Genomic DNA, 21,432 nt, shown 5'->3' on the forward strand with positions numbered 1-21,432 from the left:
CAACGCCAGGACATAAAAAAACGCCCGGGAATCCCGGGCGTTTTTCGTTCCAGCGCTGCGGATCGATTACTTGATCAGGCGCAGGGTGAACGGATAGCGGTAGTACTCACCGTTGTTGGCCTTCACTGCGGCGATGATGCAGAACACGAGGTTCAGCAGGCCGACCAGCGGGGCCAGCAGGCCGCCGATGATCACGATCATCAGCACGATGCAGATCAGCATCGCGATGGTGATGGTGATCTGGAAGTTGAGCGCTTCCTTGGCCTGGTCGATGACGAAGCCCTTGCTGCTGTCGTCCTTGTTGATCATCCAGATGATCAGCGGGCCGATGAACCAGGTGAAGATGCCCAGCAGGTGCGCCACCAGGGCCATGGTGCGCTGGTCGGCCGGGGCCGGGGCACCGACAGGCGGCGGGGTGACGGTATCGAAATCGCTCACGTGAAACTCCTTGTTCGAGGTAATGGGTAGTGCACGCGGCAGGCTCCCCGCCTGCCAGGGCAGCCTCCATAGAATACGTCAATCGTTACCGGCAACGGTCATTCGTCCTACAAGGATGGAGCCGGTATGCACGTGCGAGCGCGTATCGATGTCCGTGCCCACCGCCTCGATGCTGGCGAACATGTCCTTGAGGTTGCCGGCGATGGTGATGCCGTCCACCGGGTAGGTGATCTCGCCGTTCTCCACGCGGAAGCCGCCGGCGCCTCGGGAGTAGTCACCGGTCACGCTGTTGACGCCCTGCCCCATCAGCTCGGTGACCAGCAGGCCGTTGCCCATCTGGCGGGCGATCGAGACCAGGTCGCCCGCGTTGGCGCGGACCTTGAGGTTGTGCACGCCGCCGGCGTTGGCGGTGGTCGGCAGGCCGAGCTTGCGTGCCGAGTAGCTGCCCAGGATGTAGCGCTCCAGGATGCCGTCGCGGATCAGGGAGGAGTTGCGGGTAGCCACGCCATCACCATCGAAGGCCGCCGAGCGCAGCCCACGGCGCAGCAGCGGCAGCTCCTCGATGCCGAACCAGTCCGGGAACAGGCGGGTGCCGACGCTGTCGAGCAGGAAGCTGGCGCGGCGGTACAGCGCACCACCGGAGACCGCGCCGAGCAGGTGGCCGATCAGCGAGCGGGCCACCTCCGGCGAATACAGCACCGGCATCTGCGCGGTGGTCATCGAGCGCGGGTCCAGCCGGGCAACGGTACGCTCGGCGGCACGGCGGCCGATCGAGGCCGCATCGTCCAGATCCTCGCGGGCCAGCGCGCTGCTGTACCAGCCGTCGCGCTGCATGCCATCGCCCTGCCCGGCGATCAGCGCGCAGCCGATCGAGTGGTGGCTGCTGCGCTCGCGGCCGATGAAGCCATGCGAGTTCGCATACACGGAGAGACTCTGCGCGGTCGCGGCCGAGGCGCCGTCGGAGTTGCTGATCCGGGCGTCGGCCTCGCGGCCGGCCGCTTCGCAGGCCAGTGCCAGGTCCAGCGCCGCATCGGCGCTGAGCTCCCACGGGTGCCAGCCGTCCAGGTCCGGGAACTCGCGGGCCATCAGCGCTGCCTCGGCCAGGCCGGCCGCCTCGTCGTCCTCGGTGTGGCGGGCAATGGCGCAGGCCTGGGCCACGGTCGACTCCAGGCTGCTCTCGCGCAGGTCGGCGGTGCTGGCACTGCCCTTGCGCTGGCCGAAGTAGACGGTCACGGCGATGCCGCGGTCGCGGGTGGATTCGACCGTTTCGACCTCGCCCAGGCGCACGTTCACATCCAGCCCGCGCTCGTCGCTGCAGCTGACCTCGGCCTGGGTGGCGCCCAGGGCCTTGGCCCGCTCCAGCAGGCGCTGGGAAATGTCGGCCAGCTGCTCCAGGCGCTGCAGGCTGTCGTCGGCCGGGGAGACTTCAGGGGAGATCACGTTCAATGCTTTATCCTGTACAGGTGAGTGCCCGGCGCGACGCCGGCACAGTTTACGGATGTGGAAATAAGACGATGCGCGGACGCGACGAAGAAACCGGTGAATTCCTTGATATCAGCCGCAGCCAGAACCGCCGGGCTGCGCTGGACGTGCTGGCCCTGGGCGAGAAGCTGGTCTCGCTGACCCCGGCCCAGCTGGCGCGCCTGCCGGTGCCGGAAGATCTGCTGCCGCACATCGCCGAGGCCAAGCGCATCACCGCGCATATCGCCCACAAGCGCCAGTTGGCGTTCCTGGCCAAGCACATGCGCCGCGAAGACGACGCCGTGCTGGATGCGATCCGCGACGCGCTGGACGCCAACAGCGAGACCTCGCGCCGGGAAGTGGCGACCATGCACCGCGTCGAAGACTGGCGCGAGCGCCTCCTCAAGGACGGCGACAAGGCGCTGGGCGCCCTGCTGGACGAGTACCCGCATGCCGACCGCCAGGAGCTGCGCACGCTGGTGCGCAACGCCCAGGCCGAAAAGGCCAAGAACAAGCCGCCGCGCGCGTACCGCGAGATCTTCCAGGTGCTGCGTACGCTGCTGCTGCCCGCCGCGCTCGGCCTTGAGGGCGTGAACGCCGCGTCCGAGGATGCGCTGGACGACGTGGCCGACACGGACAGCGACAGCGACGAGAACGCCGAGGACTGAGTCCCGGCGCTCACGCGGCGGCGCCAGCACCCTGCTGGCGGCCGCGTGATCGGACAGCACGGGCGTACGCATCCGGCTCAGGCCTGGGTGCCGCCCACGGTGATGCCATCGATCAGCAGGGACGGCTGGCCCACGCCGACCGGTACGCTCTGGCCATCCTTGCCGCAGATGCCCACGCCCTCGTCCAGGGCCAGATCGTTGCCGATCATGCGCACCTTCTGCATGGTTTCCGGGCCGTTGCCGATCAGGGTGGCGCCCTTCACCGGCGCGGTGATCCTGCCATCCTCGATCAGGTAGGCCTCGGTGGCCGAGAACACGTACTTGCCGCTGGTGATGTCGACCTGGCCACCACCGAAGTTGACCGCGTACAGGCCGCGCTTGACCGAGCGGATCATTTCTTCGGGATCGTGCTGGCCGGCGCGCATGTAGGTGTTGGTCATGCGCGGCATGGTCATGTGCGCGAACGACTCGCGACGGCCGTTGCCGGTCGGCGCCACGCCCATCAGGCGCGCATTGAGCGAATCCTGCATGTAGCCGACCAGGATGCCGTCCTCGATCAGCGTGGTGCACTGGGTCGGGTGGCCCTCGTCATCGATGTTCAACGAGCCGCGGCGGCCGTCCAGGGTGCCGTCGTCGACGATGGTCACGCCCGGTGCGGCCACGCGCTCGCCGATGCGGCCGGCATAGACGCTGGTGCCCTTGCGGTTGAAGTCGCCTTCCAGGCCGTGGCCGACCGCTTCGTGCAGCAGCACGCCGGGCCAGCCCGGGCCGAGTACCACGGTCATCACCCCGGCCGGGGCCGGGATCGCCTCCAGGTTCACCAGCGCCTGGCGCAGGGCCTCGCGCGCGAAGCCCTCCGGGCGCCCGTCGGCGAACAGTTCTTCATAGCTGTAACGACCGCCGCCACCGGAGTAGCCCGACTCGCGACGGCCGTGCTGCTCGACGATGACCTGCACGTTCAACCGCACCAGCGGGCGGACATCGGCCGCGAGCACGCCATCGCTGCGCGCGATCAGCACCGTGTCCACGCCACCGGAGAGGCTGACCATCACCTGCTGCACGCGCGGGTCCGCGGCGCGCAGGTAGCGGTCCAGGCGCTTGAGCATCTCGACCTTGGCCTCGTTGCCCATACCGTCGATGGGGTCCAGCGCCGGGTACAGCGCGCGGCCACTACCCCGCACCAGCGAGCGGGCCGACTGCGCCCCGCCCTCGCGGGAGATGGCGCGGGCCGAGTGGGCCGCGGCCAGCAGCGCGTCGCTGTGGATGTCGTCGGAGTAGGCGAAGCCGGTCTTCTCACCGGCGATGGCGCGTACGCCCACGCCCTGCTCGATCGAATGCGCACCGTCCTTGACGATGCCGTCCTCCACGCTCCAGCTCTCGCGGCGGGCGTGCTGGAAATAGAGATCCCCGAAGTCGATGCCCGGCCCCAGCAGGGTACCGAACGTGCGTTCCAGACCGTTCGCATCCAGCCCGGCGGGCAGCAGCAGACGGTCGGTGGCCAGCGAGAGTGCGTTGTTGTTCATGCTCTTTGATCTATGGGCGTCGGGCGCGATCGCAACCCGGGCGCGGGAAAGGGGTCAGCGTGCCGGCGGTGCGGCCGGGGCCGGCTTGGGCGCTGCGTCGCGGTCGATCACGTCGACCTTGGGTTCGGCCCAGGGGCCGGTCACGCGGTAGGTTTTGGCACCGATCTCGCCCAGCGGCTTGGACAGCACCGCATTGGCCGCCGCTCCCACCGCCGCACCGACCGGGCCGCCGGCAACCGCACCGACCACGGTGAGCAGGTTGCCCGCGCGCGGGTTGACGTCGATGGTCTGGTCGAAGCGCTGCTGGCGCAGGTCGGTCTGGCCACGGATGGTGATGTTGGCCGCCGGGCCTTCGATCAGCACCTTGTCGGTGGTGGCCATGCCGTCGCTGAAGGCCACGCGGCCCTCGACCTGGTTGAAGGCGAAGCCCTTGGAGAAGAAATCGCGGAAATCGAACATGAGCCGGCGCGGCAGCTGGGTCACGCTGAGCAGGCCAAGCACGCGCCCGGCGCCGGGTTCCAGTTCCAGCAGCTGGCCGTTGCGGGCCTGCACGTCGAGCTGGCCCTGCAGCGCGCCGAGCTGGAAGTCCGACGGGCCGCCCTGCCAGCCGGCGGTCATGGTCAGCTGGCCCTGGCCGCCACGCAGCTGGCCGCCGTAATCGAGGTTCTGCATCAGCCCGCCCAGGTCCTCGCTGTTGACCTGCACGTTGAACTGGCTGCGCGCAGTCTCGCCCATGCCCATCCAACGCCCGCTGACGTCGATCTCCTGCTTGGGCGCGCGGAACTGCAGCTGGTCCACGCTCAGGCCGTTGGCCATCGGCCGGGTGCGCAGCACCGCCTGGCCCAGTTTGGCCTTGCCGAACTGCAGGTCGTCGATGTCCAGCGACAGCGGCGGCACCTTGGCCGGGTTGGTGTCGTTGGCACTGGCCTGGACCCGTGCCGGCAGGGTCACGTCCGGCGGCAGCAGGATCGGCGCGCCGTCGCTCGGCGCTTTCACCGGCGTGGGCAGCGATTGCCAGTGCACGCGGCTGAGCTTGCCGACGATGGTGCCGCCCTCGGCATTGGGGACGCTCAGGGTGCCGGCCAGCGACGGGCCGTCCATGCGCACGTCCACGCTGTTGCCGGTCGGACGCAGCTGCAGCCGGGTCTGCGGGAAGACACCGCCGGCCAGCAGCAGCTGGCCCACCTGCACATCCACATGCCGCAGCGGCATCGGGTCCTTGTCATCGCCCCCCTCCGGCGAGCGCGCCAGGCCGATCCACTCCAGCGCATCCAATGAGCCGCTGCGACCGTTCACCACCAGCCCGCTGGCCGGCGGATCGCGATCCACGTGGTCGCTGCCCAGGGTGACCTGCACGCCGGTCTGGTTGTCACGCGTGCGCGCAGCCAGGGCCAGGCGCTGGCCGAACGCCACATCGACGCGGCCGCTGCCCATCGGCAGCTGCGCAGTGACGTCCGTCGCCAGCGGCGTAGCAGCGGGCTTGTCCAACGGCGCGGGCAGGTCCAGCGTGGTGCCGACCAGATCCGAGTGCAGCTTGAGCACGGTCGGCGGCTCGACCTTGCTGCCGGCCGCGACCTTGGGCAGGGTCACCCCGATGGTCCAGCGCGATGTGCCCTGGATGTAAGGCTTGAGCCAGTTCAGTTCCGGCGCGCGGTCGAGCAGCGCACCGGCCTCCAGCGAGGCGGTCAGTTCGGATTCGAAGGCCTGCTGCGGATCGCGCACGAATTCGCCGGCGCGCAGGCTGAGCAGCCCGTCCTGGCCCTGGTGGCGCACCGCCAGGTTCTCCGCATCGAAGCCACCATGGCCGTAGCGGGCGGTGCCGCGCATGTTTTCGAACAGAAGATCGAAGCGTTTCTCGGCGAGGGTCGCACCATCCAGATCGACCGTGCCCTGCAGGTGACCGCTGCCTTCAACATGGTGCAGCGGCTGCAGCAGATCGAACGTGACCGCTGCGGGCCCCTTCGCGGTGAGGTTGTCCAGCGTCTCGCCGTAGGTGGCCTGCAGCGGGCTCTGCTTGAGCATGGCCAGCAGTGCACCGGCATCGCTGCGGCTGGCCGCCTTGACGTAAAGCGCGGTCACGCCGAAATCCGGAATGCCGGCATCGAAGTGGTCCACCGCCACGCCGGCCAGATCGCCTTTGCCATGCAGCTCGAAGCCCGGGCCGATGAAAGCGATGTCCGCGTCCACCTTGTCCATCGTCGGCCAGTCGTGCTGGAAGCGGATGCTGCCGGCGTCGATGTGCCCGGTCGCTTCGAAGCGGCCATTGTTCTTGTCGAACGGCCAGTCTTCCAGATCGCCGGTGACCAGGCCCACGCCGCCGCGGACCTGCCCGGAGACCAGCGCGGCATCCAGCCAATCGGTGGCGGCCTTGCTCATCTTGGAATGGATCCAGAAACGCTTGGCGGCGGTCATCGGCACATCGTCGATCTTGGCCGCCAGTTCCAGCCACGGGCGGGTGCCGTTGTTCTGGAACCAGATGCCGCCGCGCACGTCGGCGGCGTAGTCGGTGCCCTGCACGCGCAGCGCCGCCGTGCCGATCCGCCAGCCGCCGGCCTCGTCACGCCAGCCGACCAGCCGGCCGCCCAGGCGCACGTCGTGGCGCTCGCCGAACCCGCTCGGCCAATCGAAATGCATCACCCGCTGCGGCTGCAGATCCAGCGTGAAACCGTCGGCATCGCCGTTGAAGCGTCCGCCCACGCCGCTGAGTCCGGGCGAATGACCGACCGCGGCGAAGCGGATGTCCTCCAGATCGCCCTCGATCGACAGCGCGCCGCCCTGCTCGCCCGCCATCCGCACGCGGGTCATGCGCACCTGCGGCGCAGCCTCATGCAGCCACTCGCGCAGGCCCGGGTCGATCCGGTCGGTCAGTGCCAGCCCGCGCAGCAGCGCGGTGGCATCGATGTTGTCGCCGGCCAGGGCGAAGTGCTGGCCGCCGGCCAGCAGCAGGCCATCCAGCTGCTGGGTACTGCCATCCAGACCGATCCGAAGGCGCGGTGCATCCGCGCGCCAGCCGCCCTGCACCCAGCGCCAGCGGGCGCGCAGCTCCAGGGTCTGCAGCGCGAGCTGCGGGTGCGTGCCATCCGCCAGCTTCACGCCGCGGACCTGCACGTTCTGCAGGTCCGCGTCGGTGGTGACCATCACCACCCGATGATCGCGCAGGTCCACCCAGGCATTGAGTTCGCCGGTGCCCTGTTGCAGTCCGATGCCACCGAACTGCAGCAGCGAGGACCACGCACGGAAATCGGCCGGGTCGGCCGAGAGCCACGCCTGCCCATCACCGCGCTTGCGCTCGAAGTCCAGCACCGCCGTCAGCGGCTGCGCGGCCGGGTCGGCCCAGGCACGTGCGCCGACGCGCAGGCGCTGGCCGTTGACGCGCAGGCGCAGGTCGATCCGCGGCAGCGTCGCGCTGACGCCCAGCGAGGGCGCATCCACCCTCAGCCGGCCCCCGATCACCTGCAGCTCGCCCAGCCGGCGCAGGGTTTCCAGCGGGTCGCCCGCGGTGGACTGCGGCAGGCCCTGCACCGACCAGCGGCCGTCGTCGGCACGCTGCAGTACCAGTGCAAGGCCGCGCAGGCGCAGCTCGGTCAGCGAGTGCCCCGGCAGCAGGCCGGCATACATGGAGACCAGCACCTCCGCTTCGCCGATGCGCAGGCCCTGGCCTTCACCGATGCGCAGCCCCTTGAGCTGCAGCAGCGGACCGCGCCGGGTCCAGGCGGTATCCAGCGCGTCGAAACGCACCGGCTGCCCGGCGCGCGCACTCAACCACGCCGCCACCTTGTCCGGGTGACGCTCGGCCAGGGGCAGCAGCTGGCTGGCAGTGCCGACCAGCAGGGCCACGCCCACGAGCAGGATCGCCACCGCATACACGGCATGGCGGCGGATCCGGCGCAGGCGCAGGCGGAGCGGTGTGCTCATCGGAACGTGGGAATGCCGGACCGGCCGCGATCAGAGCAGCACGACATCGAACTGCTCCTGCAGGTACTGCTCGTCCGCCTGGAAGCGGATGCTCTTGCCCAGGAACTCCTCCAGTTCGGCCACCGCCGAGGATTCCTCGTCGGTGATGCGCGCCACGACCTTGGAGGAGGCGATCACCAGCAGGCGCGCGGCATCGAACTGGCGCACCGCCCGGGTGATCTCGCGGAAGATTTCGTAGGTCACCGTTTCGGCGGTCTTGATCGAGCCACGCCCGCTGCACTCCGGGCACGGCTCGGACAGCTGGCGCTCCAGGCTTTCCACGGTGCGCTTGCGGGTCATCTCGACCAGGCCGAGCGGCGAGAAATCGTAGACGGTGGTCTTGGCATGGTCGCGAGCCAGCGCCTTCTCCAGGGTGCGCAGCACCTGGCGGCGGTGTTCGGCATCGTCCATGTCGATGAAGTCGATGATGATGATGCCGCCCAGGTTGCGCAGCCGCAGCTGGCGCGCGACCGCCTGCGCGGCCTCCAGATTGGTGCGGAACACCGTCTCTTCGAGGTTGCGCTGGCCCAGGAAGGAACCCGTGTTCACATCGATCGTGGTCATCGCCTCGGTCTGGTCGATGACCAGGTAGCCACCGGACTTCAGCGGCACCTGCTTGTCCAGCGCGCGGCCGATCTCGTCCTCGACCCCGAACATGTCGAAGATCGGGCGATCGCCGCTGTACAGCTCGATCTTCTCGGCCAGCACCGGCATGTACTTGGCCACGAACGCCTGCAGCTGGTTGAAGGTCTCCTTGGAATCGACCTTGACCTTGTCCACGTCCTTGCGGATCAGGTCGCGCACCGAGCGCAGCGGCAGGCTCAGGTCTTCATAGATCACGCTGAGCGGGGCGGCATCGCGGCCACGGCGCTCCACCACGTTCCAGACGCGCGACAGATAGGCCACGTCCTCGGCGATCGCCTCGGCCGGCTGGCCTTCGGCATTGGTGCGCACGATGTAGCCATAGCCGCCGTGCTGGGCCGACAGCTCGGTCACCAGCGTCTTCAGGCGCGCGCGCTCGGTCTCGTCCTCGATCCGCGCCGACACGCCCACCACCTTGGACTGCGGCAGCAGCACCATGTAGCGGGAGGGAATGCTGATCTGGGTGGTCAGGCGGGCGCCCTTGGTCCCGATCGGGTCCTTGACCACCTGCACCACGATGTCCTGGCCGTCGCGCAGCAGCTCCACGATCGGCACCGAGGACGGCGGCGGCAGGGTCGTGCCTTCGGTATCGGGGCTGGCCACCGGGGCCGGCCGGATCACGTCGTTGGCGTGCAGGAACGCCGCGCGCTCCAGCCCGACTTCGACGAAGGCCGCCTGCATGCCCGGCATCACCCGCTGCACCTTGCCCTTGTAGATGTTGCCGACCACGCCGCGGCGCCAGCCGCGTTCGATGTGCAGTTCCTGCAGCATGCCGTTCTCGATGACGGCGACGCGGGTTTCCCGCGGGGTGACATTGACCAGGATTTCTTCAGACATGGGCGACTCCCTTCAGTTCAAACGTCTGCAGCAACTGCTCGGTCTGTTGCAGGGGCAAACCCATCACACCCGAATAGCTTCCCGCCAGATGGCGGATGTATCGTTCGGCGCCGCCCTGGATCGCATACGCGCCGGCCTTGTCCATCGGCTCGCCGCTGGCCACGTAGGCCGCGATCCGATCCTCATCGATCGCCGCGAACGTCACCTCCGAGACCACCAGCACGCCCTGCTCCCGGCCCGCGGCGACCAGCGCCACGGCGGTCATCACCTGGTGGGTGCGCCCGGCCAGGGTGCGCAGCATCGCGCAGGCGTCGTCGGCATCGGCCGGCTTGCCGAACACGCGCCCGTCCAGCACCACCTCGGTGTCCGAGCCCAGCACCACCGCGTCCGGATCGTGCGCGACCAGGGCCAGCCCGGCGCGCGCCTTGTCGGCGGCGACGCGCTGCACGTAGTCGGCGGCCGACTCGTCGGCGGCACGGACTTCGGGCACGTGAAGGTCGAGCGCCTGGAACGGTCGGTCCAGGCGCGCAAGCAGTTCGTTTCGTCGGGGGGATCGAGAGGCGAGATAAAGCATCGAGGAAGCATAACCTGAGCCTACTGTCTGAATCGCGAGCAACACGCTTGAATCGTGATCGACCCCATCAAACCTCACGACGCGTTCATCGCCCCGACACCAACCTCAACGTCTTCACAAGGAGATGTACATGCGCCGCCCGTCCCTGTCCCCGTTGCTGCTCGCCCTGTCCCTTGCCCTGGGAGCTTCGATGACCGCCCACGCCCAGTCCCAGCCCACCATCGCCGTGCCGGCCGACGGCACCCTGCTCAACATCTCGGCCAATGCCGAGGCCAGGCGCGTGCCGGATGTGGCCACGCTCTCGGCCGGTGTGGTCACCCAGGCCGTGGACGGCAACACCGCCATGCGCCAGAACGCCGAGCAGATGACCAAGGTACTGGCCGCGATCAAGGCGGCCGGCATCGCCGAGCGTGATGTGCAGACCAGCGGCGTCAACCTGAGCCCGCAGTACCGCTACGCCGACAACGAAGCGCCGAAGATCACCGGCTACCAGGCCAGCAACACGGTCAGCCTGAAGGTGCGCGACATCGCCAAGCTGGGCAAAGTGCTCGACGCGCTGGCCGCCCAGGGCGCCAACCAGATCAACGGCCCGCAGTTCGAGATCGACCAGCCCGAACCGGTCTATGACGAGGCCCGCCTCGCCGCGCTGAAGAAGGCCCAGACCCGCGCAGAGACGTACGCCAAATCGTTGGGCCTGCGCGTGCGCCGGATCGTGAGCATCTCCGAGAGTGGTGGCGGCAACTTCCGTCCGGTGATGATGCGTGCCCAGGCGGCGCCGATGGCGGCCGATGTGTCGACGCCGGTTTCGCCGGGCGAATCCACCGTGTCGGTCAACCTGGACGTGGTGTTCGATCTGGGCCGCTGATCCGCGCGGCCACCCGTTTTCCATGACGGCGCCCGCGGGGCGCCGTCATGCTGTGCGCGGTCCGATTCTGACTGCCAGCCAACTCCCCACCCTGCCCCTGACTTCCGGCCCGTGCCGGGCTCGGGTATTGCTGTCATTGCGCGGCCCCGCCTGACCCCATCCGCCGCGCAGGCACGTTGATGTTTCCGCACATCTGGCAAGGAGAGTGGAGCATGGTCCGTACCCCGTCCCCGGTTGTCCCGCTGCACATCGAAGCGTCCCGCGTGCTCGGGTGGAGCACTGCCATCGCGGTCCATGCGCTGGCCCTGATGTTGTTGTTGATTCCTGCCGCACAGCCGCTGATCACGGCCCCGCGCGAGCGCATGCGCGTGAGCTGGGTGCTGCCGCCGCCTCCGCCGCCGATACGGGTCCATGCCGAGCCGGCACCGCCGAAGGTTCCGAGGGCAGCGGTGAACACGCAGCGACCGCCGACGCCCCTGCCGACGCCCACTGCCCCCGTTGATGACGCTCTGGCGGTGTCCCCGCTACCGGCCACCGAGGCGTCACCGCCCTCGCTGGTGCCGGCGCCTGCCGCAGCCGCACCGGCGCAGGGGGCTCAGCTCGAGTACCGCAGCGCCCCGCCACCGCCGTATCCGATCACCGCGATCCGCCTGGGCCAGCAGGGCACGGTCGTGCTGCGCATCCGGGTCGGTACCGATGGCAATCCGCTGGCGGTCGACATCGAAAAGAGCAGCGGCTCGCGCGTGCTCGACCAGGCCGCGCGCCAGCAGGTCATGCGCCACTGGCGCTTCGTGCCCGCCACCGTCAATGGCCAGGTCGTCGAGGCCGATGGCCTGGTCCCGGTGGAATTCACGTTGCCGCGTTAGATGTGCCGGGGAGAGCCTGCGACGGGCTCTCCCCATTCACACAGTCCCCTCACACCCTCTTTCGCGAATTAAGCAATTTTTCACACTTGCGTCACCTGCCGGAAACCTAGATTGGCGCCGTTGCCACCGTTCTGGTGTCGACTTATTGACATCTAGGTTTTCCCAGTCAGGAGAGAAGCTGTGAAACACCCGATCCAACGCCGCGACGACAGCCGCCGCACCAGCCTGGCCACTTCCATTTCCACGATCCTTACCGGCGGCGCGCTGCTGCTGGTGGGCGCCATGGCGTCGTCCTCCGCGTTCGCGCAGGAGCAGGCGACCAACCTTGACCGGATCACCGTCACCGGGTCGAACATCCCCCGCACCAATACCGAAACTCCCTCCCCCGTCCAGGTGGTCACCCGCCAGGAAATCGACCGCACCGGCAAGACCACGGTCGCCGAGTACCTGCAGACCCTGACCGCGGACGGCTCGGGCTCCATTCCCAAGACCTTCGGCAACGGCTTTGCCGGTGGCGGCGCGGGCATCTCGCTGCGCGGCCTGGGCGCCGGCTCCACGCTGGTCCTGTTGAACGGCCGCCGCATGGCGACCTACGGCCTGGCCGATGACGGCCAGAAGGTCTTCACCGACCTGAGCACCATTCCGCTGGATGCGGTCGAGCGCATTGAAGTCCTCAAGGACGGCGCTTCTGCGATCTACGGTTCGGACGCCATCGCCGGCGTGGTCAACATCATCCTGCGCAGCGACTTCAACGGCGCCATCCTGCGCGCCTCCTACGGCCTGTCCGGCGACAGCGACGGCGATGCCAAGAAGGCCACCCTGACCGCCGGTACCGGCGATCTGGCCACCGACGGCTGGAACGCGTTCTTCAGCCTGGACGTGGGCAAGACCGACGCGATCAAGATCAGCGACCGCAAGGACCGCAAGTGGATCGGCACCGGTGACATCCGTCGCTACGGCTATGGCAACAATGCGCAGTTCCTGGGCGGTGCCTTCCTCAATGGCGGCACCAGCGGTGGCGTAGGGCCGAACGGCTCGGTGTTCGACGACCGCGCCGTGACCGATGACAATCCCGCCTTCCTCGTTGCGCTGCCGGGTTGTGCTGGCCTGACCACCATCCCCGGCCAGAACGATGTCACCGCGCAGCAGCAGGGCTGCCTCTGGGATCCCGCCCAGCTGTATCGTGACCTGACCCCGGAAGAGAAGTACGTCAACGTGTTCGGCCGCGCCAGCTTCGCCTTCGGCGAGGGCGGTGAGATCTACACCGAGATCGGCTACTCGAAGAAGGAAACCACCTTCAGTAACACACCTTCCGGCGTGTCCGGTGGCTGGGGCTATCCCGAGGGCCCGGTCAACGCCAACAGCGGCCCCGGCGCCACCGTCCTCAGCCCGACCCATCCGGACAACCCGATCCCGGGCCAGGCCTCGCGCCTGCGCTATTCGGCCTGGGACGTGGGTCCGCGCGTGACCGAGAACACCAACGAGTTCAACCGCTTCCTGGTCGGGGTCAAGGGCAATTGGGGCGAGTGGAGCTACGACACCGCCTACCTGCATTCGGGCACCGATCTGGTCAACAAGCGCACCGGGTTCCTGAATTACGACGCGGTTCGTTGCGTGCTCGGCAACCCGGCCTGCCCGGCAGGTGTGTGGCGCATCGGCGACAACGCAGGCCTGAACTCGCAGGCACTGTATGACTACATCTCGCCGGACATCAGCGCACGCGCCAAATCCAGCCTGGACATGTTCGACTTCACCGTGTCGCGCAGCCTGGCCGACCTCAAGGGCGGCCCGCTGGGCCTGGCGCTGGGTACCGAATGGCGCAAGACCAGCAACAGCCTGACTCCGCAGACGTTCACCGATCAGGGCCAGATCATCGGCCTGGGCTACTCGGCCTACGACGGCACGCAGAATGTGTATGCCGGGTATGTCGAACTGTCCGCCCCGGTACTGGAGCAGTTGGAGCTGTCCGGCGCGGTCCGCTACGACAAATATGAAAGCGGTGAAGGCAAGGCAACCCCGAAGCTCGGTGTGAAGTGGACGCCGGCCGATTGGATCGCGGTCCGCGGCAGCTATGCCGAAGGCTTCCGTGCACCGAACCCGGCCGAGAACGGTGACGGTGGCCTGGCCGCCTTCTCCAATGCCCGCGATGCACTTCGCTGCGACCTGCAGCCGAACGGCACCAACTGCAGCTCGCGGCCGGTGGCAATCATCACCCGCCCCAACCCCGACCTGAAGCCGGAGGAATCCAAGAGCTACTCGTTCGGCGTGGTGCTGCAGCCCACCTCCAGCACCTCGATGACGGTCGACGCATGGCAGATCAAGCGCACCAACGAAATCGCCCAGGGCGCCACGGCCGATGCGATCGCGGCCGGCGACGTGCTGCGTGACAGCGACCTGATCAACGGCATTCCCGGCACCGGCACCATCCTGGCGGTCAACACCGCGTACATCAATGCCGCATCGACCCGCGTGCGCGGTATCGATACCGACATCCGCCAGACCTTCGACATCGGTCCGGGCCAGCTGGAAATGGACCTGCAGTGGAGCCACGTGCTCAAGTTCGAGCGTACCGATTCGGACGTGACCGTCGACTACGCCGGTACCCACGGCAACTGCGACGTCACCAACTGCATCGGCACGCCGAAGGACCGCATCAACTTCGGCACCACCTGGAAGCAGGGCCCGTGGAGCGTCAGCGGCGTGGCCAACTACATCTCCAAGATGGAGAACACCGACTTCCGCGGTCCGGATGGCGAATACCAGTTCTCCTACGCTGACGGTACCGACGTCACCAAGATCTCCTCGTTCACCACCTTCGACCTGTCCGGTCGCTGGAACATCACCGAGGCCTTCGAGTTGAACGCGTCGGTGCAGAACCTGTTCGACCGCATCGCTCCGCTGGATCCGACCACCTACGGTGGCGTGAACTACAACCCGCTGCACTTCAGCGGCGCGATCGGCCGTTACTTCACCGTGGGGGCCAAGTACACCTTCGAATGAGGTAGCCGCACTTGGGGAACAAGGAGCCCGGGCATTGCCCGGGCTTTTTGTTTGCCGGTCATGCGTGCCGCGCGGATCGCGGACAAAAAAAAGCCCCGCATCGCTGCGAGGCTTTTTTTCAAATCTTGGCGCCCGAAGTTGGACTCGAACCAACGACCCCCTGATTAACAGTCAAGTGCTCTAACCGGCTGAGCTATTCGGGCGGGGTGCGCATTGTAGCCCGTTTTTCGCGAGATGTAACCCGTCTGGCGACAACTATTTCACGCGCGGTGATACGGATGGTTCGCCAGCATCGCCGCGGCGCGGTACAGCTGCTCGGCGACCACCAGGCGCACCAGCATGTGCGGCAGGGTCAGCGGCCCGATCGACCATTTCTCGTCGGCCATCGCCGACACCTCGGCGGAGTGACCTTCCGGCCCGCCGATCAGGAAGGCCAGGTCCCTGCCCTGCCCGCGCCAATGCTCCAGGCGCTGGGCCAGCTGTTCGGAACTGAGCGGCCGTCCCGGCACATCCAGCGCGACCACGTAGGCATTCTTCGGCAGCGCCGCGATCACGCGCTTGCCTTCGTCATCGGTGGCGCGGCGCGCGTCGCGCCCTTTGCCACGCAGGCCGGGCTCGATCTCGACCAGCTCGAACGGCAACCAATGCGAGAGCCGCTTCTGGTACTCGGCAAAGCCCTGCGCGACCCAGGACGGGGCACGTTCGCCGGTGGCGATCAACTTGGCTTTCATCTCTGTCCTCGGCAGGCACCGCACGCGGCGCCGCAAAAGACAACGGCGCCATCGGCGCCGTTGTCGTGACCCTGCGCGCTGCGATCAGCGCGCGTCGTAGTCGTCGTCCGCATCGTCGAGCAGTTCGATCGGCGGCTGGTCGCCCACGGTCCACAGGCGCTCGAGCGCGTAGAACTCGCGCACGCGCGGCAGCATCACGTGGACGATCACGTCGCCCAGGTCGACCAGCACCCACTCGGCTTCGCGCTCGCCTTCCACGCCCAGCGGCATCACACCCAGCTTCTTGGCGAACCTCACCACTTCGTCGGCGATCGACTTGACGTGACGGCTGGAGGTACCCGACGCGATCACCATGTAATCGGCGACGCTGGAGCGGCCGATGACGTCGATCTCAACGAGATCCTTCGCCTTCAGTTCTTCGGTGGCCCCGCGCACGCACTCGAGCAGCTGCAGAACGGAGGGCGCCGGATTGGGCAGTTGGACCTTGATGGTCTGGGGCTGGGCTTGGTTGCTCAAAGCGGGTCAACTCGATAAATGTGGGGTCGATTATACGGGGCAGCGCGCCCGCGCGTATTCACGACGGTGTCGCGCCGTACAGGCGGTGGTCGAGGATATAGCCGGCCACCGGCTCGGGCAGCAACTCCTGCCAGGGGCCACCGGCCTGGATCCGGGTCCGCACGGCGGTGGCCGATTCCTCGCGCAGCGGGGCCTGCAGGCGCAGCAGGCGCCCGGCCGGGGCGGTGAACAGCGCGCGCTCATGGCTGGCCCAGCGCCCTTCCAGGGCCTGTGCCAGGACCGGGTCGAGCGTGTCGGCCAAGGGGCTGCCCGGGCGGTCGGCGACGATGAAATGCGCCAGATCGAACAGCGCGGTCCACGCGTGCCAGCTGGGCAGGGCCAGCAGGCTGTCGGCACCGACCAGCCAGGCGATCGGCTGGCGCGGGCCCAGCTCGGCGCGCAGCTCGCGCAACGTATCGACGGTATAGGACGGCACGCCGGGGCTGCGCGCGGCCCGGTCCAGCTCGCGGCGGTCGAGCAGCAGGCCGGGCTCGTCGCCGATGGCCAGGCCCAGCATCGCCAGGCGTTGCGCGGCGTCGGCGCCGGGGGTGGCGCGGTGCGGCGGATCGGCGGCCGGCAGCAGGCGCACGGCGACCTGCAGCTGGTCGCGTGCGGCACGGGCAATGGCCAGGTGGCCCAGATGGACGGGATCGAAGGTCCCGCCGTAATAGATGCGCAGCCCCATGGGCTCAGGCCCGGGCGAGCAGGCGCACGGCACGGGCTTCGGACACGGCGATCAGCAACCGCTCCAGCGCCAGCCAGGCATCGCCGTCGGCGCGCCCCTTGGCGATGCGGTCCACCAGCCCGGCCTCGGCCACGAAGCGCTCCCAGCGCTTGACCTCGGGGTGACGCTGCAGCGCGCGCTTGAAGGGCGCCTGCCGCGATTCCCAGATGCCACGGCTCTTCATTTCCGCGGCCAGGTTGCCACCGCGCGCCTGCACCCGCGCCAGGCCGGCGGTGGAGAGCAGCTCGCGGATCACGATCGGGGTCAGCGCGGCCACGGCTTCGCCTTCGGCACGCAGGCCGGCGATCATGCGCAGCACGGCGGCGGGCTGGCCGGAGAAGGTCGCTTCGACCAGGCGGAAGACGTCATAACGGGCGGCATCGGCCACCAGCGACTCCATGGTCTCCACGTCCAGGGTCTGGCCATCGGCCAGCAGGGCCAGCTTGTCGATTTCCTGGGCGGCGGCCAGCAGATTGCCCTCCACCCGCTCGGCCAGGCGCTGCACGGCCTGGGGATCGGCGCGCAGGCCCTTGCCGCGCAGGCGGCGCTCGATCCACTCGGTCAGTTCATGCGGCTTGATCGCCCAGGCCACCGAGATCACCCCGGCGCGGCCGACGGCATCGGCCCACTTGGTCTGGTGCGCCTTGCTCCATTCGTTGCAGGTGATCAGCAGGATCACGTCCGGGGCCGGATTGGCGCAGAACTGGCTGATCACCTCCGCGCCTTCCTTGCCCGGCTTGCCGCTGGGCAGGCGCAGTTCCATCAGGCGACGCGCACTGAACAGGCTGGGCGCGTTGAAGCTGGCGTCGAGCTGGTTCCAGTCGAAGTCGCGGCCATCGGCATCGAACACTTCGCGTTCGTTGACGCCATCGGCGCGGGCACGTGCCCGCACGGCATCGGCCGCTTCAAGCACGCGCAGCGTCTCGGGCCCCGCGATCAGGTAGACCGGTGCCAACGGCTGGCTGGCCGGTTGGCTGGCGAGCTGTTCGGGGCGAAGTTCCATGCGGGCAGGCCGATCCGCAGGCGGACCGGACTCAGCGCCCCTGCGGAACGTCGGCGGGTACCGCCGGCGTCGGGATCGTCGAAGCCGGGGTGGCCGCCGGCAGCTCGACCGGCGTCTCCACCGGCGGGGTGCCCGGCTTGGCCGGGGCACGGCCGTGCTCCAGCTCGGCGCGGACCACGCTGTCGATGCGGCGCATGATCGAGGCGGACATCTCGCGACGCAGTTCGTCGGCGAGGATTTCGCGCTCGGTGGTGGTACCGGTGGCGTCGGTCGGCGGCGACACGTAATCGCGCGAGAGTTCGATCACCTGCTGCGGCACCAGTTCACTGCCATCTTCGCGGCGGAAGATGAAGATCACCGCGTAGCGCAGGCTGTACTCCTGGGCACGGCCCTGGGCATCGATCGCGATCGGCAGATCGCCCCAACGTTCGGACAGCACCTGCAGCTGGGCCGCCGGCTCGCTGCTGTCGCTGTCGGCGATCTGCGCTCCGGAGGCCTGCAGGCCACGGCGCAGCAACTTGACCAGTTCGCTGTAAGGCGCGGTGGAGACCACCTGCACCGCCGCGGTATCGGCCGGCAGCATCAACTTGTTGCGCAGATGGAAGCCGCACCCGGCGAGGGTTGCGGTCAGGACAAGGGCAAGCAGGAATCGGGTCATGGACACAGTCTGTAGGAGCCGGGCGGTCGCGGCAACAAGCGGTGATCGTGCCGGATGCCGCGTGAACAGGACTTGATACCGGACCGCCCGCGCGGCGCGTCCCGTATCGGTCCCTGGAGATCCGTGCCACCGGGCGCACAGGCACCCGGTGGCACGACAGGATCAGCCCTGCGGGGCCGCCACGATGTTCACGATCTTGCCGGGCACGATGATGATCTTGCGCACGGTCAGACCTTCCAGGAACTTGGCCGCGTTCGGCTCGGCCAGGCCCAGCGCTTCGATCTGGTCGCGCGGGGCATCGGCGGCGACGTCGATGGTGCCGCGCAGCTTGCCGTTGACCTGCACCGCCAGCGTCACCGCATCGCGCACCAGCGCGGCCGGATCGGCCTGCGGGAACGCCTGGTCTTCCAGCAGTTCCTCGGCGTGGCCCAGCACCTGCCACAACGCATGGCTGGCATGCGGGGTGATCGGGTTGAGCAGCAGCACGGTGGCACGCAGCGCTTCCTGGCGGACCGCACGGCCCTGCTCGCTGACGTCATCGAACTTGGCCAGCGCGTTCATCAGTTCCATCACCGCGGCGATCGCGGTGTTGAAGCTGTGGCGGCGGCCGTAGTCGTCGCCGACCTTGCCGATGGTTTCATGCGTCTTGCGGCGGAGCGCCTTCTGCTCGGCGTTCAGTACGGCCACGTCCAGCGCCGGGGCGGCACCGTCGGCGGCGTGCTTCTGCACCTGTGCCCACAGGCGGCGCAGGAAGCGGGCCATGCCATCCACGCCGGCTTCGTTCCATTCCAGCGACTGTTCCGGCGGGGCGGCGAACATCGAGAACAGGCGAACGGTATCGGCGCCGTACTTGCCCACCATCACCTGCGGGTCCACGCCGTTGTTCTTGGACTTGGACATCTTCTCGGTGCCGCCGATCACCACCGGCTGGCCGTCGGCGATCAGGGTCGCGCCGACGATGCGGCCGCGCTCGTCGCGCTGCACATCGACATCGGCCGGGTTGATCCAGTCCTTGGAGCCGTCCGGGTTCGGGCGGTAGTAGGTTTCGGCGATCACCATGCCCTGGCACAGCAGGTTCTGCGCCGGCTCGTTGCTGTCCACCATGCGCGCATCACGCAGCAGCTTGTGGAAGAAACGGAAGTACATCAGGTGCAGGATCGCGTGCTCGATGCCGCCGATGTACTGATCGACCGGCAGCCAGTAGTTGCCGCGCTTGTCGACCGCATCACGGGCGCCCGGCGAGGTGTACCGCGCGTAGTACCAGCTCGATTCCATGAAGGTATCGAAGGTGTCGGTCTCGCGCTCGGCCGCGCCGCCGCAGTCCGGGCAGGTGGTCTTGCGCCATTCCGGATCGGCCTTGATCGGCGAACCGGTGCCGACGAAGTTGACGTTCTCCGGCAGGATCACCGGCAGCTGCTCTTCCGGTACCGGCAGGGCGCCGCACTTCGGGCAGTAGATCACCGGGATCGGGCAGCCCCAGTAGCGCTGGCGGCTCACGCCCCAGTCGCGCAGGCGGTAGTTGACGCGGCGCTGGCCCTGGGCCTTGCGCTCGAAACGCTCGGCCAATGCCTCGAAGGCGCCCTGGAAATCCAGCCCGTCGAACTCTTCGGAGTTGACCAGCTCGGTCTCGCGGGTCTTGTCGCCGTACCAGTCCTGCCAGCGGGTGGCGTCGTACGCGCTTTCTTCCTTGCGCAGCGACTTCAACGCGATGACCTGGCGGATCGGCAGGCCGTACTTGTTGGCGAATTCATTGTCGCGCTGGTCGTGGCCGGGAACGGCCATCACCGCGCCGGTGCCGTAGCCCATCAGCACGAAGTTGGCGACCCAGACCGGCACCTGGGCGCCGGTGACCGGATGGATGGCGCGCAGGCCGGTGTCCATGCCGCGCTTTTCCTGGGTTTCCAGTTCAGCCTCGGACACGCCGCCCTGCTTCATCTCGGCCAGCAGCGCGGCCAGCGCCGGGTTGGACTTCGCCGCATGCTGCGCCAGCGGATGCTCGCCGGCGATCGACACGAAGGTCACGCCCATCACGGTGTCCGGGCGGGTGGTGAACACGCGAAGCGGGTCCAGCGTGCTGCCGTCGGCATCACGCACGTCGAACTGGATCTCCAGCCCTTCCGAGCGGCCGATCCAGTTGCGCTGCATGGTCTTGACCGAATCCGGCCAGCCCGGCAGTTCGTCCAGGCCGTCCAGCAGTTCCTGGGCGTAATCGGTGATGCGCAGGAACCACTGCGGGATCTCGCGCTTTTCCACCAGTGCGCCGGAGCGCCAGCCACGGCCGTCGATGACCTGCTCGTTGGCCAGCACGGTCTGGTCGATCGGGTCCCAGTTCACCACCGCGTTGCGGCGGTAGGCCAGGCCCTTGCGCATCAGGCGGGTGAACATGCGCTGCTCGTGCACGTAGTACTCGGGCGTGCAGGTGGCGAACTCGCGCGACCAGTCGATCGCATAGCCCATGGCCTTGAACTGGCCACGCATGTGCTCGATGTTGGCGTAGGTCCACTTGGCCGGCGCGGTCTTGTTCTTGATCGCCGCGTTCTCGGCCGGCAGGCCGAACGCATCCCAGCCCATCGGCTGCAGCACGTTGTGACCGGTCATCCGCTTGTAGCGGCTGATCACGTCGCCGATCGTGTAATTGCGCACGTGGCCCATGTGCAGCGCACCGGACGGATACGGCAGCATCGAAAGGCAGTAGAACTTCGGCTTGTCCGAAGTCTCGGTGACCTCGAAGGCACGGGTGGCATCCCAATACTGCTGGGCGGCGGATTCAACCTGCTGCGGATCGTAAACGTTGGGTTCGACGCTGGTCATAAAAACGCTAGTGCGGCGGCAAAGCGGCACAGGGTACCGCAGTGCGGCAAAGGGCTCCAATCGACGGTGCCCACCGCATCGCCCAAACCCGTCATCTCATTGAATTGACTGGGGATTGGCCA

Annotated in this window: 16 protein-coding genes and 1 tRNA gene; 4 read left to right on the forward strand and 13 right to left on the reverse strand. The window is 68.1% G+C overall.

Translation table 11 applies throughout. The features are described from left to right. Nucleotides 1-66: 66 nt before the first annotated feature. Both AB9O74_RS00380 and pmbA read right to left on the reverse strand, forming a co-directional pair. A complete protein-coding gene (locus AB9O74_RS00380) occupies nt 67-438 on the reverse strand; it encodes a DUF4870 domain-containing protein (RefSeq protein WP_346478729.1) in 372 nt (123 codons plus the stop codon). A 78-nt stretch (nt 439-516) separates the two neighbouring features. Continuing rightward, nucleotides 517-1,884 carry a metalloprotease PmbA gene (gene pmbA, locus AB9O74_RS00385; RefSeq protein WP_346478728.1) on the reverse strand — a complete coding sequence of 456 codons (1,368 nt, stop codon included), beginning with the start codon at nt 1,882-1,884 and terminating at the stop codon, nt 517-519. Between the two features lie 68 nt (nt 1,885-1,952). On the opposite strand from pmbA, the gene yjgA reads away from it, so the two are divergent. Then, nucleotides 1,953-2,567 (forward strand): ribosome biogenesis factor YjgA, encoded by a 615-nt coding sequence (gene yjgA / locus AB9O74_RS00390; RefSeq protein WP_176989247.1) that lies wholly within the window; start codon nt 1,953-1,955, stop codon nt 2,565-2,567. Between the two features lie 77 nt (nt 2,568-2,644). On the opposite strand, the gene tldD is transcribed toward yjgA, so the two are convergent. From tldD to AB9O74_RS00410, 4 genes are read right to left on the reverse strand one after another with little or no spacing between them, the layout of a single operon-like run. Beyond that, on the reverse strand, nt 2,645-4,090 hold the full coding sequence (gene tldD / locus AB9O74_RS00395) for a metalloprotease TldD (protein WP_346491884.1): 1,446 nt from the start codon (nt 4,088-4,090) through the stop codon (nt 2,645-2,647). Between the two features lie 54 nt (nt 4,091-4,144). Continuing rightward, nucleotides 4,145-8,005, reverse strand: coding sequence for a YhdP family protein (locus tag AB9O74_RS00400; RefSeq protein WP_369348043.1), 3,861 nt, complete (start codon nt 8,003-8,005; stop codon nt 4,145-4,147). A gap of 30 nt (nt 8,006-8,035) precedes the next feature. Beyond that, complete coding sequence (gene rng / locus AB9O74_RS00405) at nt 8,036-9,523, reverse strand: ribonuclease G (protein ID WP_176989244.1); 1,488 nt, start codon at nt 9,521-9,523, stop codon at nt 8,036-8,038. Further along, a complete protein-coding gene (locus AB9O74_RS00410; RefSeq protein ID WP_369348236.1) occupies nt 9,516-10,097 on the reverse strand; it encodes a Maf-like protein in 582 nt (193 codons plus the stop codon). Before AB9O74_RS00410 ends, rng begins: the two co-directional genes overlap by 8 nt. A 130-nt stretch (nt 10,098-10,227) precedes the next feature. Here AB9O74_RS00410 and AB9O74_RS00415 point away from each other — a divergent pair, with 130 nt between their 5' ends. From AB9O74_RS00415 to AB9O74_RS00425, 3 genes are all read left to right on the forward strand, one after another. Next, nucleotides 10,228-10,962: an SIMPL domain-containing protein gene (locus tag AB9O74_RS00415; protein WP_369348044.1), complete on the forward strand. Its 735-nt coding sequence runs from the start codon at nt 10,228-10,230 to the stop codon at nt 10,960-10,962. Between the two features lie 212 nt (nt 10,963-11,174). Then, nucleotides 11,175-11,828: an energy transducer TonB gene (locus AB9O74_RS00420; RefSeq protein WP_369348045.1), complete on the forward strand. Its 654-nt coding sequence runs from the start codon at nt 11,175-11,177 to the stop codon at nt 11,826-11,828. A 180-nt stretch (nt 11,829-12,008) separates the two neighbouring features. After that, entirely contained in the window at nt 12,009-14,828 is a 2,820-nt protein-coding gene (locus AB9O74_RS00425) for a TonB-dependent receptor (protein ID WP_369348046.1), read from the forward strand. 126 nt (nt 14,829-14,954) lie between these two features. On the opposite strand, the gene AB9O74_RS00430 is transcribed toward AB9O74_RS00425, so the two are convergent. The 7 genes from AB9O74_RS00430 to leuS form a co-directional block, all read right to left on the reverse strand. Then, a tRNA-Asn gene (locus AB9O74_RS00430) sits at nt 14,955-15,031 on the reverse strand. A 57-nt stretch (nt 15,032-15,088) separates the two neighbouring features. Beyond that, on the reverse strand, nt 15,089-15,559 hold the full coding sequence (rlmH, locus tag AB9O74_RS00435; RefSeq protein ID WP_088434465.1) for a 23S rRNA (pseudouridine(1915)-N(3))-methyltransferase RlmH: 471 nt from the start codon (nt 15,557-15,559) through the stop codon (nt 15,089-15,091). A gap of 84 nt (nt 15,560-15,643) precedes the next feature. Beyond that, nucleotides 15,644-16,075: a ribosome silencing factor gene (gene rsfS, locus AB9O74_RS00440; RefSeq protein ID WP_179458296.1), complete on the reverse strand. Its 432-nt coding sequence runs from the start codon at nt 16,073-16,075 to the stop codon at nt 15,644-15,646. 58 nt (nt 16,076-16,133) lie between these two features. Next, nucleotides 16,134-16,799 (reverse strand): nicotinate-nucleotide adenylyltransferase, encoded by a 666-nt coding sequence (nadD, locus tag AB9O74_RS00445; RefSeq protein WP_369348047.1) that lies wholly within the window; start codon nt 16,797-16,799, stop codon nt 16,134-16,136. Between the two features lie 4 nt (nt 16,800-16,803). Next, a complete protein-coding gene (gene holA, locus AB9O74_RS00450; RefSeq protein ID WP_179458294.1) occupies nt 16,804-17,841 on the reverse strand; it encodes a DNA polymerase III subunit delta in 1,038 nt (345 codons plus the stop codon). Between the two features lie 31 nt (nt 17,842-17,872). Continuing rightward, nucleotides 17,873-18,499: an LPS assembly lipoprotein LptE gene (gene lptE, locus AB9O74_RS00455; protein WP_369348048.1), complete on the reverse strand. Its 627-nt coding sequence runs from the start codon at nt 18,497-18,499 to the stop codon at nt 17,873-17,875. 162 nt (nt 18,500-18,661) lie between these two features. After that, complete coding sequence (leuS, locus tag AB9O74_RS00460) at nt 18,662-21,310, reverse strand: leucine--tRNA ligase (RefSeq protein WP_369348049.1); 2,649 nt, start codon at nt 21,308-21,310, stop codon at nt 18,662-18,664. Nucleotides 21,311-21,432 lie beyond the last annotated feature (122 nt).

Source organism: Stenotrophomonas sp. JAG2, assembly GCF_041080745.1.
Lineage (GTDB): Bacteria > Pseudomonadota > Gammaproteobacteria > Xanthomonadales > Xanthomonadaceae > Stenotrophomonas > Stenotrophomonas maltophilia_AA.

Coding starts and splice junctions, on each gene's coding strand:
- AB9O74_RS00415 (WP_369348044.1), top strand. CDS start 10,228: ATGCGCCGCCCGTCCCTGTCCCCGTTGCTGCTCGCCCTGTCCCTTGCC.
- leuS (WP_369348049.1), bottom strand. CDS start 21,310: ATGACCAGCGTCGAACCCAACGTTTACGATCCGCAGCAGGTTGAATCC.
- AB9O74_RS00410 (WP_369348236.1), bottom strand. CDS start 10,097: ATGCTTTATCTCGCCTCTCGATCCCCCCGACGAAACGAACTGCTTGCG.
- yjgA (WP_176989247.1), top strand. CDS start 1,953: ATGCGCGGACGCGACGAAGAAACCGGTGAATTCCTTGATATCAGCCGC.
- tldD (WP_346491884.1), bottom strand. CDS start 4,090: ATGAACAACAACGCACTCTCGCTGGCCACCGACCGTCTGCTGCTGCCC.
- rng (WP_176989244.1), bottom strand. CDS start 9,523: ATGTCTGAAGAAATCCTGGTCAATGTCACCCCGCGGGAAACCCGCGTC.
- rlmH (WP_088434465.1), bottom strand. CDS start 15,559: ATGAAAGCCAAGTTGATCGCCACCGGCGAACGTGCCCCGTCCTGGGTC.
- AB9O74_RS00420 (WP_369348045.1), top strand. CDS start 11,175: ATGGTCCGTACCCCGTCCCCGGTTGTCCCGCTGCACATCGAAGCGTCC.
- holA (WP_179458294.1), bottom strand. CDS start 17,841: ATGGAACTTCGCCCCGAACAGCTCGCCAGCCAACCGGCCAGCCAGCCG.
- nadD (WP_369348047.1), bottom strand. CDS start 16,799: ATGGGGCTGCGCATCTATTACGGCGGGACCTTCGATCCCGTCCATCTG.
- AB9O74_RS00400 (WP_369348043.1), bottom strand. CDS start 8,005: ATGAGCACACCGCTCCGCCTGCGCCTGCGCCGGATCCGCCGCCATGCC.
- lptE (WP_369348048.1), bottom strand. CDS start 18,499: ATGACCCGATTCCTGCTTGCCCTTGTCCTGACCGCAACCCTCGCCGGG.